Origin of the sequence: Aquimarina celericrescens (genome assembly GCF_042682765.1) — a bacterium.
Taxonomy (GTDB): Bacteria; Bacteroidota; Bacteroidia; order Flavobacteriales; family Flavobacteriaceae; genus Aquimarina; species Aquimarina celericrescens.
Genome location: NZ_JBHUHY010000003.1, coordinates 317,879 through 335,942, shown reverse-complemented (window position 1 = coordinate 335,942; position 18,064 = coordinate 317,879). Strand labels below are relative to the sequence as shown.

18 protein-coding genes are annotated in these 18,064 nt (G+C 35.2%); 16 read left to right on the top strand and 2 right to left on the bottom strand.

The window, feature by feature from the left end; genetic code table 11:
- Window positions 1-192 precede the first annotated feature (192 nt).
- Window positions 193-1,464: a phosphoribosylamine--glycine ligase gene (gene purD, locus ACFSJT_RS05380; protein WP_378319193.1), complete on the top strand. Its 1,272-nt coding sequence runs from the start codon at window positions 193-195 to the stop codon at window positions 1,462-1,464.
- Window positions 1,465-1,799: 335 nt separating this feature from the next.
- Here the strand turns inward: purD and ACFSJT_RS05375 are convergent, their stop codons facing one another.
- The gene (locus tag ACFSJT_RS05375; RefSeq protein ID WP_378319192.1) at window positions 1,800-2,030 is read right to left on the bottom strand and encodes a DUF6341 family protein; all 231 of its coding nucleotides are present in this window, start codon (window positions 2,028-2,030) and stop codon (window positions 1,800-1,802) included.
- A 125-nt stretch (window positions 2,031-2,155) separates the two neighbouring features.
- On the opposite strand from ACFSJT_RS05375, the gene ACFSJT_RS05370 reads away from it, so the two are divergent.
- The 3 genes from ACFSJT_RS05370 (at window position 2,156) to ACFSJT_RS05360 (ending at window position 4,978) form a co-directional block, all read left to right on the top strand.
- Window positions 2,156-3,076 (top strand): DUF6427 family protein, encoded by a 921-nt coding sequence (locus ACFSJT_RS05370; RefSeq protein ID WP_378319191.1) that lies wholly within the window; start codon window positions 2,156-2,158, stop codon window positions 3,074-3,076.
- 44 nt (window positions 3,077-3,120) lie between these two features.
- Entirely contained in the window at window positions 3,121-3,729 is a 609-nt protein-coding gene (locus ACFSJT_RS05365) for a DUF4254 domain-containing protein (RefSeq protein WP_378319190.1), read from the top strand.
- A gap of 172 nt (window positions 3,730-3,901) precedes the next feature.
- Window positions 3,902-4,978 carry a glycosyltransferase family 9 protein gene (locus ACFSJT_RS05360; protein WP_378319189.1) on the top strand — a complete coding sequence of 359 codons (1,077 nt, stop codon included), beginning with the start codon at window positions 3,902-3,904 and terminating at the stop codon, window positions 4,976-4,978.
- Window positions 4,979-5,037: 59 nt separating this feature from the next.
- On the opposite strand, the gene ACFSJT_RS05355 is transcribed toward ACFSJT_RS05360, so the two are convergent.
- Window positions 5,038-6,090 carry a 2Fe-2S iron-sulfur cluster-binding protein gene (locus ACFSJT_RS05355; protein WP_378319188.1) on the bottom strand — a complete coding sequence of 351 codons (1,053 nt, stop codon included), beginning with the start codon at window positions 6,088-6,090 and terminating at the stop codon, window positions 5,038-5,040.
- A 519-nt stretch (window positions 6,091-6,609) separates the two neighbouring features.
- On the opposite strand from ACFSJT_RS05355, the gene ACFSJT_RS05350 reads away from it, so the two are divergent.
- The 12 genes from ACFSJT_RS05350 (at window position 6,610) to atpG (ending at window position 17,985) form a co-directional block, all read left to right on the top strand.
- Window positions 6,610-8,082, top strand: coding sequence for a DUF5687 family protein (locus ACFSJT_RS05350; RefSeq protein ID WP_378319187.1), 1,473 nt, complete (start codon window positions 6,610-6,612; stop codon window positions 8,080-8,082).
- A 5-nt stretch (window positions 8,083-8,087) separates the two neighbouring features.
- On the top strand, window positions 8,088-8,783 hold the full coding sequence (locus ACFSJT_RS05345; RefSeq protein WP_378319186.1) for an ABC transporter ATP-binding protein: 696 nt from the start codon (window positions 8,088-8,090) through the stop codon (window positions 8,781-8,783).
- 271 nt (window positions 8,784-9,054) lie between these two features.
- The gene (gene porW / locus ACFSJT_RS05340; protein ID WP_378319185.1) at window positions 9,055-11,697 is read left to right on the top strand and encodes a type IX secretion system periplasmic lipoprotein PorW/SprE; all 2,643 of its coding nucleotides are present in this window, start codon (window positions 9,055-9,057) and stop codon (window positions 11,695-11,697) included.
- A gap of 27 nt (window positions 11,698-11,724) precedes the next feature.
- Window positions 11,725-12,180 carry a bactofilin family protein gene (locus ACFSJT_RS05335; RefSeq protein WP_378319184.1) on the top strand — a complete coding sequence of 152 codons (456 nt, stop codon included), beginning with the start codon at window positions 11,725-11,727 and terminating at the stop codon, window positions 12,178-12,180.
- Window positions 12,125-12,376 carry an AtpZ/AtpI family protein gene (locus ACFSJT_RS05330; protein ID WP_378319183.1) on the top strand — a complete coding sequence of 84 codons (252 nt, stop codon included), beginning with the start codon at window positions 12,125-12,127 and terminating at the stop codon, window positions 12,374-12,376. Before ACFSJT_RS05335 ends, ACFSJT_RS05330 begins: the two co-directional genes overlap by 56 nt.
- Before the next feature lie 45 nt (window positions 12,377-12,421).
- Window positions 12,422-12,799 (top strand): hypothetical protein, encoded by a 378-nt coding sequence (locus ACFSJT_RS05325; RefSeq protein WP_378319182.1) that lies wholly within the window; start codon window positions 12,422-12,424, stop codon window positions 12,797-12,799.
- A gap of 122 nt (window positions 12,800-12,921) precedes the next feature.
- A complete protein-coding gene (gene atpB, locus ACFSJT_RS05320; RefSeq protein WP_378319181.1) occupies window positions 12,922-14,001 on the top strand; it encodes a F0F1 ATP synthase subunit A in 1,080 nt (359 codons plus the stop codon).
- 32 nt (window positions 14,002-14,033) lie between these two features.
- A complete protein-coding gene (gene atpE, locus ACFSJT_RS05315) occupies window positions 14,034-14,228 on the top strand; it encodes an ATP synthase F0 subunit C (RefSeq protein WP_210198273.1) in 195 nt (64 codons plus the stop codon).
- Between the two features lie 96 nt (window positions 14,229-14,324).
- The gene (locus ACFSJT_RS05310; protein ID WP_378319180.1) at window positions 14,325-14,825 is read left to right on the top strand and encodes a F0F1 ATP synthase subunit B; all 501 of its coding nucleotides are present in this window, start codon (window positions 14,325-14,327) and stop codon (window positions 14,823-14,825) included.
- A gap of 7 nt (window positions 14,826-14,832) precedes the next feature.
- The gene (gene atpH, locus ACFSJT_RS05305) at window positions 14,833-15,360 is read left to right on the top strand and encodes an ATP synthase F1 subunit delta (protein WP_378319179.1); all 528 of its coding nucleotides are present in this window, start codon (window positions 14,833-14,835) and stop codon (window positions 15,358-15,360) included.
- Between the two features lie 58 nt (window positions 15,361-15,418).
- A complete protein-coding gene (gene atpA / locus ACFSJT_RS05300) occupies window positions 15,419-16,999 on the top strand; it encodes a F0F1 ATP synthase subunit alpha (RefSeq protein ID WP_378319178.1) in 1,581 nt (526 codons plus the stop codon).
- A gap of 125 nt (window positions 17,000-17,124) precedes the next feature.
- On the top strand, window positions 17,125-17,985 hold the full coding sequence (gene atpG, locus ACFSJT_RS05295; RefSeq protein ID WP_378319177.1) for an ATP synthase F1 subunit gamma: 861 nt from the start codon (window positions 17,125-17,127) through the stop codon (window positions 17,983-17,985).
- Window positions 17,986-18,064: the final 79 nt, after the last annotated feature.

The following is an 18,064-nucleotide window of genomic DNA, read 5'->3' as shown; positions in this document are numbered from 1 at the left end:
AGTACAGTTAATCGCTTTTTATGTTGGATTTAAAAATTAATTACACATGCATTTAATCATTTCTCCCTTGGGGAGAAACAGGAATTAGGGATAACAGAAAGAAATGTGTAATTAATTTTTTAAACTTTATAATATAAGTTAAAACATTTAACAGTAGAGCTTTTAAAATCTATTAAAATTAAATCAACACACATGAACATTCTAATACTAGGATCCGGTGGGAGAGAACATACATTTGCCTATAAAATCGCACAAAGTGACCTGTGTGATCAATTATTTGTAGCACCAGGTAATGCAGGAACAGCAGCTATTGCAAACAACGTAGCTATTTCAGTTAATGATTTTAAGGGAATCAAAGCGTTAGTGATCAAAGAGAATATCGAGATGGTCGTAGTGGGACCAGAAGATCCCTTGGTGAATGGTATTTCTAATTTCTTTTCTGATGATCCTCAGCTAAGTAACGTAATTGTTATTGGACCTTCAAAAAGAGGTGCTTTACTAGAAGGAAGTAAGGAGCGTGCCAAAGAGTTTATGGCTATGCATAATATTCCTACAGCTGCATATCAAAGTTTTACCGTAGAAAGTCTGGAAGCTGGAAAAATGTTTCTGGAAACATTACACGCTCCCTATGTTCTCAAAGCGGATGGCCTAGCTGCCGGAAAAGGAGTGTTGATTCTTCAGGATCTTGAAGAAGCCAAAACCGAACTCGAAAACATGCTCACCAATAAAAAATTTGGTAGCGCCAGCGAAAAAGTAGTGATCGAAGAGTTTCTAGATGGGATCGAACTAAGTGTATTTGTATTGACCGATGGTAAAAATTATGTAATCTTACCAACCGCAAAAGATTATAAACGTATTGGTGAAGGGGATACGGGACTCAATACCGGGGGCATGGGCGCTATCTCACCAGTACCATTTGCCGATGAGGCGTTGATGACCAAAATTGAAGAGCGAATCATTAAACCTACAGTAGCCGGATTGGCAAAAGAAAATATCGATTATAAAGGCTTCATTTTTATAGGATTGATCAAAGTAGGCGACGATCCAAAAGTAATCGAATATAATGTGCGTATGGGAGATCCCGAGACCGAAGCAGTACTGCCCAGAGTTAAAACTGATTTGGTCACCCTTTTTAAGCATGTTGGGAATCAATCCTTAGACAAAGTCGATTTAGACATTGATCCTAGAAGTGCTACTACAGTAATGACTGTTTCTGGTGGCTATCCTGAAGCTTATGAAAAAGGAAAAGAAATCACCGGGATCGATTCGATCTCAGATTCAATCGTCTTTCATGCCGGTACAAAACTTGAAGGCGACAAAGTTGTAACTAACGGCGGTCGAGTGATAGCAATTACATCTTTTGATAATGATTTCAGAAAAGCATTACAAAAATCGTATCAAAATATAGAAAAGCTACATTTCGATAAAATGTACTATAGAAAAGATCTTGGATTTGATTTATAAACCTTCTGTGATCTCTAAAAAGGATTAGATTATCCATTCGTTGTGTAATATATAGATTTCCTGTCATCCTGAACTTGATTCAGGATCTCACACGCAACATTGATTTTTAATTGGGATGCTGAAATAAATTTCTTTAGACTTGCATTAGTAAATAAGTATTAAATTTAAGAAGGAGAAAAGAAGTAAGATGCACCTTTTTAACTATAGGCATTAATTGAAAATAAAAGAACATAAAAAAACCCGAGTTGTCTTACAACTCGGGTTTTTTATGATTTTATAATATGAGAATTTAAATTCTCTCCCTTTGGAAGAGATATCCATAGGGCAGAGAGAGCCTAATTCAAAAACGAATGCGCTGTAGGGTCTCTGTCTTCTTCATTGTTATCGTTAAACTTCTTTAATTCTTTCATCCAATAGAAAAAAGCAACAAAACCTATAATCATAAATAACCAGTTAACTACGTTGGCAGCAGTCCAGTTATCTAATTCTAATACTCTTAATGCATCAAAAGGTGCAAATAATACGTCTACAAAAAGAGATTCAATAGCTTCAAAAAATTCTTTCATAATTCAAGATATGATTGAGGTTAAAGATCAAATAAATAAGATCCTTAAACTTTTTATACATTAGTTCTTTAGTAAATCAAAACAATATTATAATATTGTTCGATGCAAAAATATAAAAAATAGTAGTGTTATCAAGCTTTTTTAGTAAATCAAAACCCATTAATTATATAGTTGTTGCACTATATATGATTATTCTTTATAGTCTGGCATACTTTAGACAAGGATTTGCAGTGCAAACCGCGCACATTTTATTTTTTGCTTTAGGTGCTCTCTTGTTTATAGGACCCATGTTATTGCTTCATTTTATCGTGCAAAGAAATGACCTTACTTATAAGGGCACATATACGATACTTTTATATGCTTTTCTTACTTGTACTCTACCAAATGCCTTAACTCAGGTTACTATTTTATTATCAAGTTTGTTTGTGATGCTGGGGTTACAAAGCTTGTTGCACTTAAGAAATGGTAAACAAATAAAAGCCAAAATTTTTAATGCTTCTATTTACATCGGTTTGGCTTCTTTGGCATTTTTCTGGAGTATTGGATTTATAGTTTTAATTTTTCTGGCAGTAGCGTATTTTGCTCCTCAAAATTATAGAAATTGGATCATACCATGTATTGGAATACTCATGGTTTATATATTTGCGAATTGTTTTACCTTGTTATTTTATGATTCCTTTTTTTTGATAACGAATTATGTGGATCCTGTATCCTTTTCTTTTCAATCGTATTTAATAAAAGATCACTTATTTTCTGTGGGAATATTATCGATTTGCATGCTGTTTTTTGGATCAATATACCTATTTAAATTCAGTCGTAAACCTGCAATCTCAAAACCCATATTACGATTGATTGTTGTATACCTAATCATCGCAATTGGTATTGCAGCAATTGCCCCACAAAAGAATACATCAGAATTATTTTTTGTGGCAACACCATTGGCAATCATAGGCTCTACATATCTAGAGATGCAGTATCATCAATTTGCCAAAGAGATCAATATTTGGGTCTTCCTCTTAATTCCGTTTACGGTCTTATTGTTTTAGGATCAAAATATGATACCTTTGTATCTCTCAAAACGATAATATACATGTTTACAGATACGGCAAATTCAATTTTCAAGGAGGTTATAGATAATTATCATGTTATTGATAGTGTAGATCAGGAATTTTCTAATCCTTATGATAGTAAATCACAAGCCATCGAACACCTCTTATATCGTAAGTGTTGGATTGATACTGTGCAATGGCACTATGAAGATATTATTCGTGATCCCCAAATTGATCCTGTTGCTGCACTAAAGCTGAAGAGAAAAATTGATGCTTCTAACCAGGATAGAACCGATATGGTTGAGTATATCGATAGTTATTTTTTGGAAAAATATAAGGAGATAACTCCAAAACCAGATGCTACCATTAATACAGAAAGTCCTGCCTGGGGGGTAGATCGACTATCAATTCTGGCACTTAAGGTATATCACATGCACGAAGAAACGATTCGAGAAGGTGCTAGTGATGCCCATAAAGCAGCGTGCCAAACCAAATTGAATGTATTATTAGAACAACAAGTAGATCTTTCGACTGCGATCGATACCTTATTAAAAGATATCGAAAACGGGGATAAATACATGAAAGTGTATAAACAGATGAAGATGTATAATGATGATGAATTAAATCCTGTTCTTAGAGGAGAAAAATAGCTGGGGCGTTCGAGCGGGCTATCCACTCTATCTTTTTTATCACGTACCCTGAGGCTCTCGAAGGGTACGTGATAAAAAAGAGGTTAGGCGATAAAAAGAGGGTACGTGATAAAAAAGGATGCCGCTGCTATCCCTAACGCAAATTACAAATTCATAAGAGAAATTCTGAACGTTGACTACAGAAGAAACTATAGAAAAATATACTAGCACCAATACCGATCATGCAGAAACTCATATCTTGGTCATCCGTCTTTCTGCCATGGGGGACGTCGCAATAACGGTTCCTGTATTGAGAACCTTTAGGACCACCTATCCCAGTGTAAAACTTACTGTACTTACCAGAAAGTTCTTTGGGCCTATGTTTTCTGATATAGCGAATCTCGAAGTATATCATGCTGATGTAACTGGGAGACATAAAGGTATAATAGGACTGACACGTTTATTTAATGAACTTCGGAAATTGAATATTGATGCTGTCGCAGATTTACATAATGTATTGCGCTCTAATGTATTAAAAACAATGTTTTCTTTAAAAGGAACCAAGGTGGTGCAGATTGATAAAGGAAGAGAAGAAAAAAAAGCGTTAACAAGGGCAAATAATAAAGTTTTTGAACCCTTAAAAACTACACATCAACGCTATGCAGATGTTTTTGAAGCTTTAGGATACCCAATTGATCTTACTCATCATAAATTTCCTCAGAAACAGCGATTAACTCCAAATATTGTTTCGTTAACACAAAATTCTACTAAAAAATGGCTTGGGATTGCTCCTTTTGCACAATATGAAAGCAAGACATATCCTCTTGAGCTAATGGTTAAGGTGATCGAAGAGTTAGATAAACAAGATCAGTTTGAAATTTTTCTGTTTGGAGGAGGAAAGCGAGAGACAGATATTCTTAATAATATCGGAAGTAAATACAATAATGTAGTGAATGTAGCAGGCAAATTACCCTTTGAAGATGAGCTTAAACTTATTGGGAATTTAGACGCTATGTTATCAATGGATAGTGGTAATGCCCACCTGGCAGCCATGTATGGCGTACCAACAATCACTTTATGGGGTGTGACTCATCCATACACCGGTTTTATGCCTTTCGGACAACCTTCAGCGTACGCGATTTTACCAAATCTGGCAAAATATGACCAAATTCCAACATCTGTATACGGCAATAAAGTCCCATCAGGATATGAAAGAGTGATGTACAGTATCACACCAGAAGTAGTATTAGAAGTATTGAGTACACTATAATGTTTAACTCTTACCCTGGAGCGGAGTCGCTAAAGGGGAGCATCGAACCATGAACTATATCAAACATCATCAAAATCAATAGTAAGTGTCGCACTGGTAGGGTGTGCCTGGCAAGCCAGGATGAGTCCTTCGGCAATTTCACCATCAGTAAGAATACTATTTTTTTCCATAACAGCGGTACCTTCAGTAATTCTGCAAATACAAGAACTACAAACACCTCCCTGGCAAGAATAAGGTGCGTCAATATCTTCTTCTAGAGCAGCATCTAGAATAGTCTTTTTTTGATCCATGGCGAAGGTAAACTCTTCATCATCCACAAGAACAGTAATTTGAGTTTTCCCCTCCAGATCAGCATCGATTTCAACGTCTTCAGTACTGCTAGTGAACAATTCAAAATGAATTTTATCCTTTTGAACACCATGTTCAATCAAAATATCGGTTACCGTATTAATCATATCTTCTGGACCACAGAGATAAAACGCCTCAAAAGAAACATCTTTAAATTTATTCTTTACAATGTAGTTCACCGTTGGTTTTTCAATTCTGCCAAAATGGGCATTGTCCTCCTGGCTTTGGCTATATACAAATTCTATAAATAAACGATCAGAATACGTAGTTTGAAGTTCTAAAAGCTCCTTGCGAAATATAGTTTCTTCGGGAGTTTTATTTCCGAAAACCAATACAAAACGACTATTAAGTTCTTCTTCTAGTACTGCCTTAACCATACTCATTACCGGAGTAATACCGCTACCTGCAGCAAATGCAGCATAGGTATTACTTGCGTTTGGATTCGTTTTAAGAAGAAAGTGTCCCTCTGGGGGGTGTACTTCAAGCACATCACCTTCTTTAAGCTGATTGTTGGCAATAGCAGAGAAAGTACCACCTTCTATTTCTTTAACTGCAACTTTAAGCTCCCCACTTTTTGGTGAACTACAGATAGAATATGCCCTTCTGATTTCTTTTCCTTCAACTTCTGTTCTAAGAGTAAGATATTGTCCCGGAATAAATTCATAATCCTTCTTAAGGCCTGAGGGTATATCAAAAGTTATAGAAACGGCTTGGGGAGTCTCTCGGGTTATTTGTTGTATATGTAGCTTATGAAAATCTGGCATTGCAATAATTTTTCCGCAAAAATAATAAATGCAGAAAGAGCAAACAGAGTTTAAGAAAAAATTATTTGAATGCCCGCAATTTGTTATTGAACTTGTTCAGACTTTTTGGATGTAAGCGAAAATTAGAAGTTTTTGATTCTATTGAAGTTTTTTTGAGTGGCATAGCAGAGGCAAGGAAGGAAAAAAAGACAAAAATAGAGTTAAAAACAGCAATTTTTTAGCAAATTGAAAAAGTCTAAATGAGTTCATTATGTAAATGATTATCGATTATGGACCACAATCTATTGGTCATCCTGAACTTGATTCAGGATCTCGCCAGTAAGCGATCGGTAATTAACGAGATGAAATACTTAATAAACCTGTCTGTTCTTTACATACATGTAGCTCCATCATGCGGTATAAAAGTCTTAGCAGATTCAAAACCGATGATCAAAAAATACCAGCAAAGCGAAGTTTTGAAGATAGTTTTGTAACAAAACCTCTTTTTTGATTACTAAATAGTTAAATACTATCCAAACTATGTTTAGACACTTTTTTGTACTACAATGGAAATCCTTTTGGAGATCTGCCTCTTTAACTTCAGGGCTTTTTATGAAATTGTTTATGGGTTTTTGGGCACTTTGGTTTGCATTTATGTTTGCTTTAGGGGGAGTAGCTGTTTTCGAGCTCATTAAAGAACAGTTTAATCTGGATCCTTTAGAAACCGTAAATAGATTTTTGATCTACTGGTGGGTTTTTGATCTAATATTTAGGTATGCTTTACAAAAAATGCCTGTCATTAATATTAAACCGTTACTCATTTTACCTTTTCCCAAGAACAGGATTGTGTCTTTTGCTTTTGGAAAAACAATATTTTCATTCTTCAACATCATCCATGCGTTCTTTTTTATTCCATTTTCAATTATTTTGATAGTAAATGGATATTCCGTAATGAATGTTTTGCTATGGAATTTTGGATTGATCGCCTTAATTTACAGTAATAATTTTTTAAATATTATCCTGAATAAAAAAGATAATCTAATTTTCTTTACAGGAAGTATATTCGCAATACTTGGTGGGTTACATTATTTGGGATATTTTGATATAACGCTATATACTGGACCATTTTTCCAAGGGTTGTATGACCTTCCTATTCTGATCTTTATTCCAATAATAACATGGGTGTTGCTAGTGTCGGTATCCTTTAAATCATTTGTAAAAGACCTATACCTAGATGCTGGTCTGGCAGCAAAATCTAAAGATGTAAAAACCGAAAATCTGGATTGGCTTGATCGTTTCGGAAAAACAGCAACATTTCTTAAAAACGATATAAAACTCATCAAAAGGAATAAAAGAGCCCGATCAACGGTTCTGGTAAGTATTTTATTTCTTTTTTATGGATTATTATTTTTTACAGGAGCAATTGATGCTTACCAAGGACCGGTTTGGACAATTTTTGCTGCAATTTTTGTCACCGGTGGATTTCTATTAAGCTTCGGGCAATTTGTGCCTAGTTGGGATAGTGCCTATTATCCACTCATGATGAGTCAAAACATAAAATATAAAGAGTATTTATCTTCCAAGTGGTGGCTAATGGTAATTGCAACATTGATATCTACCATACTTGCATCAGGATATTTATATTTTGGTTGGGAGGTATATTCAGCTATACTGGTGGCCTCAATTTATAATATTGGAGTAAATTCTCATGTAGTTCTTTGGGCAGGTGCATACGTTAAAACCCCTATAGATCTCACCAGCAATAAAAAGGCTTTTGGCGACAAACAAGCGTTTAATACAAAAACACTTTTGTTATCACTACCCAAAATGGTGTTACCTATGCTGTTATATGCTATCGGCTATTATGCACATAGTCCTTATGCCGGTTATGCTTTGGTTGCGGTAGCCGGAGTAGCAGGTTTTGCTTTTAAAGATAAAGTATTCGATAAAATTGAGAACATTTATAAATCAGAGAAATACAAGACTATTTCGGCCTATAAACAAGAAAATTAAAAAGAATGATAGCAATACATAATCTTATTAAAACCTATTCAGGAAAAACAGTGTTGAATATAGGGCATCTCGAAATTCAAAAAGGGAATAGTTTTGGCTTGGTTGGTAATAACGGTGCAGGAAAAACCACCTTGTTTAGTGCTTTATTAGACTTGATACAGCCCACTTCTGGTTATATAGAAAATAATAGTGTTAAGGTTCACGAAAGTGAAGCATGGAAAGCAACTACGGCCGCTTTTATAGACGAAACCTTTTTGATAGGATATTTGACTGCCGAAGAATATTTTTATTTTATCGGCGAACTGCGTGGTCAAAACAAAGCGGATGTGGATGCATTACTTTTTGGATTTGAAGATTTTTTTCATGGCGAAATCTTAGGACAGAAGAAATACTTAAGAGACCTTTCTAAAGGAAATCAAAAAAAAGTAGGAATTATTGCGGCACTTATCGGCAATCCCGAAGTCATTGTGCTTGATGAACCTTTTGCCAATTTAGATCCTACCACTCAGATACGATTAAAAAAGATAATCAAAGAACTTTCTGCAGATCCAGAGGTTACAGTGTTAGTTTCTAGTCATGATTTAATGCATGTTACAGAAGTATGTGAGCGAATTGTGGTACTGGATAAGGGTGAGGTGGTAAAAGATCTGGCTACATCGCAAGAAACACTTAAAGAACTTGAAGCTCACTTTAATAAATAACTGAAAAATATATCTACATTGCGATAGATAAAAACACCGATTTTTTATTTTACCGCTATGTTCTAGTAATTATGCTTTTGCATAAAGTAATTTTTTATCGTTAATAACTCAACCGGTATCTAATAAAAATGATATTTGACAGAGAAAAAGGTGTTAACAACCTGTTTTTTAATCAAAGAAATGTATTTTTACCATCCACTTGTTATTTTTGTGAAGGTAGAATACACTAAAAAACAAGTTTTTTAGTTATCACACGTATAAATTATCTGGTTTGGGGAAAAAAGTATCACAAATCATACTGGTATTGCTTTTAGCATTGTTAGGATTTGCTTGTTCACGAAAGAAAGACAAATTCGTGAATCGCGCATGGCATGATGTGACTACCAAAAACAATACCTTATACAATGGCCGCGTAGCTTTTGATACGGGCGGTGAAGAACTAATCCAATCCTATAAAGATAACTTCTGGGAACTACTTCCGATAGAAAGAATGATAGTTAGCGAAGATGTAAGACTTCCTAACGAGGTATTAAATCAAAATTTTGATAAAGCCGAAGAGAAAGCTGTAAAAGCAATTCAAAAACATAGCATGTTGATCGATGGCAGGGAACGTAACCCAAAAATTGACGAAGCATTTTTGTTATTGGGTAAATCAAGATATTTTGAACAACGATTCATTCCGGCACTAGAAGCGTTTAACTACATACTATACAAATACCCTACAAGTAACACGATCAATCATGCCAAGGTCTGGAGGGCTAAGACTAATCTGCGCCTTGATAATAATGAAAAGGCCATCGAGGATTTAACAAGAATGATCGAGCAGGAGTATATGAAGCCTCAGGATTATGCCGATGCTGTATCAATGATGGCACAAGCCTATATTAACTTGAAACAAACAGATTCTGCCGTTACTTATATCAATAAAGCAGCAATTCACACCAAAAACTTTGAGCAAAAGGGTCGTTATCTTTATATAAAAGGACAATTGTTGAACCAATTGGGTTATAAGGATAGTGCCAATTATGCTTTTGATCAGGTAATAGCGCTTAACAGAAGAACACCTCGCATGTATATGATCAATGCAGAGATGGCTAAAGCGCGAAACTTCGATTATGAGAAAGGTAATAAAGAAGAATTTCTCGAATTACTTACCGATCTTGAAGAAAATCGGGAAAACAGGCCTTTTCTAGATAAAATTTATAACCAAAAGGCGGTATATTTTAAAACCTTAGATTCTATCGATATGGCGGTAGCATATTATAATAAATCGTTACGTACCAATTCTGATGATAAGTATCTAGAATCATTAAATTATTATACGCTTGGCGATATTAATTTTGATAGAAAGGAGTATGCTACTGCTGGCGCATATTATGATAGTACTTTACAGAGAATGATTGTTGATTCAAAGAGATATCGAGTACTTAAGAAAAAACGCGTTAATCTTGATGATGTAATCCTATATGAGGGTATTGCCCAAACAAATGATAGTATTTTAAAAGTCGCTGCTATGTCACCGGCAGAACAATTAGCATATTACTCAGAATACACAGAGAAAATAAAGGCGAAAGCAATAGCCGCTCAGGAAGCAGAAGAAATAGCTAAATTAAAAAGTCAATTACCAGCAGAACAACGTTTTGGGCAACCCGGCACATCAAGAGGAATAACACCGGCACAGGGTCAAGGTCGAGAAGGGAAATTTTATTTCTATAACCAGACTACTGTGGCTTATGGTAAAACAGCTTTCAAAAGAACCTACGGCAATAGGGAATTGCAAGATAATTGGAGAGTGTCCAGTATTTCAAATCCCGGTGTATTTTCTGCCGAGGTTGAAGAAAAAGAAGAGGAATATGCTATCGAAAATGACCCAACTTTTGACCCACAAACTTATATTGCTCTACTCCCTACAGAGCAAAGTATACTTGATAGTTTGCATACCGACAGGAACTTTGCGTATTACCAGTTAGGCGTTATTTACAAAGAAAAGTTCCAGGAATATGATCTGGCCATAGATAAGTTTGAGAATTTGCTTCAAAACAATCCCGAAGAGCGATTAATTGTTCCTTCAAAATATAACTTGTATAAAATTTATACTGCTCGAGGCGATTCAACGAAGGCCAATGCTTTTAAACAAGATATAATCAATAATCATGGAGAATCCAGGTATGCTAAGATCCTTCAGAACCCAAATCAGGAACTAGAAGATAAAGATAGTCCAGAATCAATGTACAACAGGCTGTACAAGGATTTTCAGAATCAAAAATATGCCGAGGTTATTCAAAAAAGTGATGAACTCATTACTAAATTTGGCGGAGACGATGAATTTTTACCGAAATTTGAGCTGCTAAAAGCACAAGCGATAGGCCGTTATAGGGGTTTTGAAGCATATAAAAAAGCACTAAATTATGTAGCCTTAAACTATCCGCAAAGCCCAGAGGGAAAAAAAGCACAAATCATTTATCAGGTCACTGTTCCACAGATAGAAAATAACGTATTTTTAACTGATGTTAATGAAGACGAAAATCATAAACTGGTATATGTATTTTCAACATTTGGGGATAATCAGGCCGCTGGTTTAAAAGAACTCATAGAAGAGATTCTTAAAGAACTAAGATATGAGAAAATGAAAGTTTCTTTAGATATATATACTAAAGACCAGCAATTTGTAGTTGTACATACTAAAAGAAATAAATTAGAAGCCGAGGGCTTAGGCGAATTACTGTCGTTAGGTAAAACAGAGGATACCAGAGGTGTAGATCTAACACGATGGAATAGAAAAAAGAAATATTACAAAAAAGTAGATGTTCCATATTTTACCATAGCATCTCCAAATTATAGAATACTTCAGATTCATAAGAATCTTGAAGAGTATGATAAAGAATCAGAAACAGAAACAGAAGAAACAAAATAAAATTATTAATTAATCCCCCTATATATTATGTTTTCAGATAATAAAAAAGGAAGAGACCAAGGACCGATGACAGATTTTTCACGCAATCAGAACAAAATTTCTGAAGGAACAAAAATGGTCGGTGACATTGTTGCTGAAGGAGGTTTTAGAATTGAAGGAACGATCGAAGGAACATTTAAGACTACAGGTAAAGTAGTAGTAGGAAAATCTGGTTTTATACAAGGAACTCTAGAATGTTCTGACGCAGATTTTGAAGGTAAGTTTTCAGGAAACCTAGTTGTTTCAAACACCTTATCCTTAAAACCAACAGCACATATCGAAGGTGAAGTTACCGTGGGTAAATTGGCCGTTGAACCTGGAGCAAACTTTAATGCATCTTGTTCTATGAAAGGCGGTGTAAAATCACTAAGCAAACCAACAACCAGTAGTGAGTCAAAACAACCAGAACCAGCGCAACCACAAGGACAAGGGAAGTCAGCTTAGAAGATTTGCGGTACTTACAGGTATTGCTTTCGAAATGGGGGCAATCATTTTTTTGTTTGCATACGTAGGGGAGAAACTAGACACCTATTATGAACTAACAGAGAAATGGTTTACGATCCTCTTTGTCCTTTTGGGAGTTGCAATTTCTTTATATATTGTAATCAAGCAACTTAACAAAATCAATAAGTCCAATTGATTTTGAAGCATAATTTATTTCCTTTGCAAAATATTTAAAATAGGTATGCTTCAGAAAATCATTAGGTTTGTTGCGCTATTTGTTATTGTTGTCGGGGGAAGTTATTTTGTACATCATACAATTGCATATCGCGTATTTTCAAGTAAAAATATAAACATTATTAATTTGTCGTATTTGTTTAATGCGTCATTTACTTTTCTCTTTACTACAACCATAATTTTACTTAGTAATAAATACAAAGATCAGATTGGATTTATCTTTTTGGTGGGTAGTTTTGTAAAAACAGGAATTTTTTTAGCGCTAATTAAAGTTAACAATATAGAAATCGATAAAAATGTCTTTCTGGATTTCTTTATTCCTTATGGTATCTGTTTGATTCTAGAAGTTTATTATGTTTCTAAAATGCTTAAATCTATTAAATAATTGATTTACAGTATTTTAATATATTTTAAACTACACATAACTTATTTGGCTAAAATAGTTTAAGAATCTAACATAATTATGTACATTTGCACCGAAATTTAGGAACCGAATTTATACACGTAATGCAAAAACGTACTGTTGTTAAGATTTTATTGATTTTTACCCTGGTTTTTAACGTTGCAAATCTGTTTGCTAAAGAACCTCAAAAAGGAGATGATGGTGGAAAAGTAAATACAAAATCTGAAATCGATGCATACATAGAGCATCACCTTCAGGATTCTCATGATTTTACACTTTGGTCTGATGGAGAAACTGGTTCTCATGTTGGTTTTCCACTTCCCGTGATTCTATGGGATAACGGTCTTAAGGTTTTTTCTTCTTCTAGATTTCATCATGGTGAAACTGTTGCTGAGGTTAATGGTAATTATTATAAGCTGTATCATGGTAAAATTTATAAGACAGATGCAGAAGGCACTATCAATTACGACGAAGATCATCATCCTACAAATGCAAAACCATTAGACTTTTCGATTACCAAAAATGTCGTTACGATGATATTTGTAGGAGTACTTATGTTATTGCTATTTGGTGGTTTAGCTAGGTCTTATAAAAAAGGAGCATTGCCAACAGGTTTTGGTAGAGTTTTAGAGCCGCTCGTAATTTATGTGCGTGATGAAATAGCAATTCCAAATATTGGCTACGAAAAGCACAGAAAGTTTATGGGCTTCTTGCTTACAGTTTTTTTCTTTATCTGGATATTAAATTTATTGGGGATGACTCCTCTAGGAGTTAACGTGACTGGTAATATTGCAATAACAGTTTGTTTGGCCTTGTTTACTTATTTCATTACACAGTTTAGTGCGAATAAGGAGTACTGGAAACATATCTTCTGGATGCCTGGAGTACCGGTAATTATGAAGATTGTTTTAATGCCAATCGAGATCTTAGGAACATTGACTAAGCCTTTTGCACTTTTAATACGTCTTTTTGCAAACATAACTGCGGGTCACGTAGTGATTATGAGTTTGATTGCATTAATTTTTATGGCAGACAATTTATATGTAATGACACCGATTTCATTACTATTAACAATATTTATATCAGTGATCGAACTTCTGGTAGCTTTTCTACAAGCATTCATCTTTACGATGTTATCGGCTTTGTTTATAGGGCTCGCAGTTCAGGATCACGAGCATCATTAATAACAATTGTTTAATTATTTAATATTTATTTTATGGAAATTCCAGCTTTAGTAGGTGCAGGTTTGATCGTAATCGGAGCAGGTATCGGTTTAGGAAAAATTGGTGGCTCTGCAATGGAAGCAATCGCTCGTCAACCAGAAGCTACTGGTAAAATTCAAACTGCGATGATTATTATTGCGGCGCTTTTAGAAGGGTTAGCATTCGCTGCTTTAATCCTTGGAAAATAAGCAAAATTTTAAAGTGTTATCTGCAACGGTTGGTTGCAGATAATGCTTATTTTAAAAAATAAATAGTTAGACAAAGAAAATTTAAGTACATAAGAAATGGATAAATTAATTAATGATTTTTCATTCGGATTATTTTTCTGGCAGGCAATAATACTTTTGGTGTTATTATTCTTATTAAGAAAATATGCTTGGAAGCCAATTCTGGATTCTTTAAACAATAGAGAAGAGGGAATTAAAAATGCATTAGAATCTGCAGAAGAAGCTAAGAAAGAAATGCAAAATCTGCAGGCAGATAATGAGCGAATCTTAAATGAAGCAAGAGCAGAGCGTGATGGAATGTTGAAAGAAGCTAGACAGCTTAAAGAAACAATTATTACAGATGCAAAGGCAGAAGCTCAGGCAGAGGCAGATAAGATCGTTGCACAGGCACAAGCTACAATCGCTAGCGAAAAGAAAGCTGCAATTGCAGAATTGAAAAGTCAAGTAGCTGAGCTTTCTGTAGAGATTGCAGAAAAAGTAGTTAGAAAAGAATTAGCCAACAAAAAGGACCAATTAGAATTGGTTGACTCTATGTTGGGAGATGTTACTTTAAACTAATCACAGAATGAGTAGAGCAGCAATACGTTATGCAAAGGCTGTTTTGAGTTTGGCTCAAGACAAAAAAGCCACTGAAGATGTTCAGAAGGATATGCAAAGTATTATTATTACTGTACAGGATAGTGCAGAGCTCAAAATGGTATTAAATAGCCCGTTGATCAAAAGTGAAGTAAAGCTTGCTTCTTTGCGTGAGATCTTTAAGAATACGGGTAGCATTACCCAACAGCTATTTGATACATTGATTCAAAATAAAAGAGTTGATCTATTAGCTGAAGTTGCTAAGCAATACATTGTTTTGTTTGATCGATTAAATAACACTCAAGTTGCAAAAGTGACTACTGCAGTGCCTTTGGATAAAGCATTGAGTAAAAAAGTTTCAGACAAGGTTAAACAGCTAACCGGTAACGAAGCTATTTTAGAAAATATCGTTGATGAAAGTATCATTGGCGGATTTATCTTAAGAGTGGGTGATTTGCAATACAATGCGAGTATTGCCAATAAGCTTATCAATTTAAAAAGAGAATTAAGTAATTAAATATAAATTAATAATAAGGGAATAAGTATTTTATCTTGTTCTCCTAAATTACTATAAAATGGCAGAAGTAAATCCTGCTGAGGTATCAGCAATTTTAAAACGACAAATATCTGGATTCGAAGCATCAGCTTCATTAGAAGAGGTAGGAACTGTATTACAGATAGGTGATGGTATCGCACGTGTATATGGGTTATCTAATGCTCAATACGGAGAATTAGTACAGTTCGATTCTGGACTAGAAGGTATCGTCCTTAACCTTGAAGAAGATAATGTTGGGGTAGTACTTTTAGGTCCTTCTACAGAAGTAAAAGAAGGAGCGACGGTAAAACGTACACAACGTATTGCGTCGATCAATGTTGGAGAAGGAATTGTAGGACGTGTGGTAGGAACGCTTGGAAATCCTATAGATGGAAAAGGTGCGATCGAAGGTGAAACTTTCGAAATGCCATTAGAGCGTAAAGCTCCGGGGGTAGTTTTCCGTCAGCCGGTAAATGAACCACTTCAAACAGGAATTAAGTCAATCGATGCCATGGTGCCGATTGGTCGAGGACAACGTGAGTTGGTCATTGGTGACCGTCAGACTGGTAAAACGACAGTTTGTATAGATACCATCCTTAATCAGAAAGAATTTTATGATGCCGGTGAGCCGGTATATTGTATCTATGTGGCAATTGGACAAAAAGCTTCTACGGTAGCGGGTATTGCCAAAGTGTTAGAAGATAAAGGCGCAATGGCCTATACGACCATCGTAGCGGCTAATGCTTCTGATCCTGCTCCAATGCAGGTATATGCTCCATTTGCAGGTGCTGCAATTGGCGAGTACTTTAGAGATACTGGTCGTCCTGCTTTAATCATTTATGATGATTTATCTAAGCAGGCAGTAGCATATCGTGAGGTTTCGTTATTATTACGTCGTCCACCAGGTCGTGAGGCGTATCCTGGAGACGTTTTCTATCTTCACTCAAGACTATTAGAGCGTTCTGCAAAGGTAATTGCTGATGATACTCTTGCTAAAGATATGAACGACCTTCCTGATTCCTTAAAAAATAAAGTAAAAGGAGGCGGATCATTAACCGCACTTCCTATAATTGAAACACAAGCAGGTGACGTTTCTGCTTATATTCCAACCAACGTAATTTCGATTACCGATGGTCAGATATTCTTAACTTCGGACTTATTTAACTCTGGTGTACGTCCAGCGATTAACGTAGGTATTTCTGTATCTCGTGTAGGTGGATCTGCACAGATTAAATCGATGAAGAAAGTTGCAGGTACGTTAAAACTTGATCAGGCTCAGTTTCGTGAATTAGAAGCGTTTGCCAAGTTTGGTTCTGATCTTGATGCTGCTACCCTTAATGTAATTGAAAAAGGAAAGCGTAACGTTGAAATCCTTAAACAAGCACAAAATGACCCTTATACTGTAGAAGATCAGATTGCGATCATTTATGCGGGTTCTAAAAACTTGTTAAGAGACGTTCCTGTAAATAAAGTAAAAGAATTTGAAAGAGATTATCTTGAATATCTTAATGCAAAACATAGAGATACTTTAGACACTCTTAAAGCTGGAAAACTTACAGATGAAGTAACCGATGTATTAATGGCTGCTTGTAAAGAAATTTCAGCGAAGTATAAGAATTAGTATTGAGTACAGCGTATAAAGCCGTAGAATCTTATTACTCTGTATTTCATAAAGTTTAATGTTGAAAAAGTATTGATTTAGGGAAGTACTAACTACTAACTACTCAATACTCAATACTAAAAAAAATGGCGAATCTAAAAGAATTACGTAGTAGAATTACATCAGTGTCGTCAACGATGCAAATTACCAGTGCCATGAAAATGGTATCTGCTGCAAAGTTGAATAAGGCACAGATGGCTATTACGGCTATGCGACCATATGCAGATAAACTTACCGAACTTTTGCAAAGCCTAAGTGCTTCTTTAGAAGGAGACAGCGCAAGTGCCTACGCAGAGCAACGTGAAGTCAATAAGGTGTTGGTCGTAGCGATTGCTTCAAATCGTGGTTTGGCGGGTGCTTTTAACACAAATATTGTTAAGGCAGTAAGAGACCTTTACCAAAATCAGTATCAAGGAAAACAAGTTGATTTTGTTAGCATTGGTAAGAAAGTAAATGATGTAGTTTCCAAAACACATACTGTGGTTGCTAACAAAAGTGAAGTGTTTGATGATCTTACTTTTGCAAACGTTGCTGCCATTGCTGAAGAATTAATGCAGTTGTTTACAGAAGGTGCTTATGATAAGATCGTTATAGTTTATAATAAGTTTAGAAATGCAGCTACACAAGATGTAACTACAGAGCAGTTTTTACCTATCGTTCCGATCGAAGGAGGTACAGCTACTAATGTAGACTATCTTTTTGAGCCTTCTAAAGAAGAAATTGTAGAACAATTAATTCCTAAATCTCTCAAAACTCAGTTGTATAAGGCAATTCGTGATTCGTTTGCCTCAGAACATGGTGCTCGTATGACAGCCATGCATAAAGCAACCGATAATGCTACAGAGTTGAGAGACGCGCTTAAACTATCATATAACAAAGCAAGGCAAGCTGCTATTACCAATGAGATTCTTGAGATCGTAGGTGGTGCAGAAGCATTGAATAGCTAAAAAGATTATTTTTTAAACTACGAACCTCGCAATTTTTCTTGCGAGGTTTTTATTTTGGTAAAATCATGTTTTTCTATCT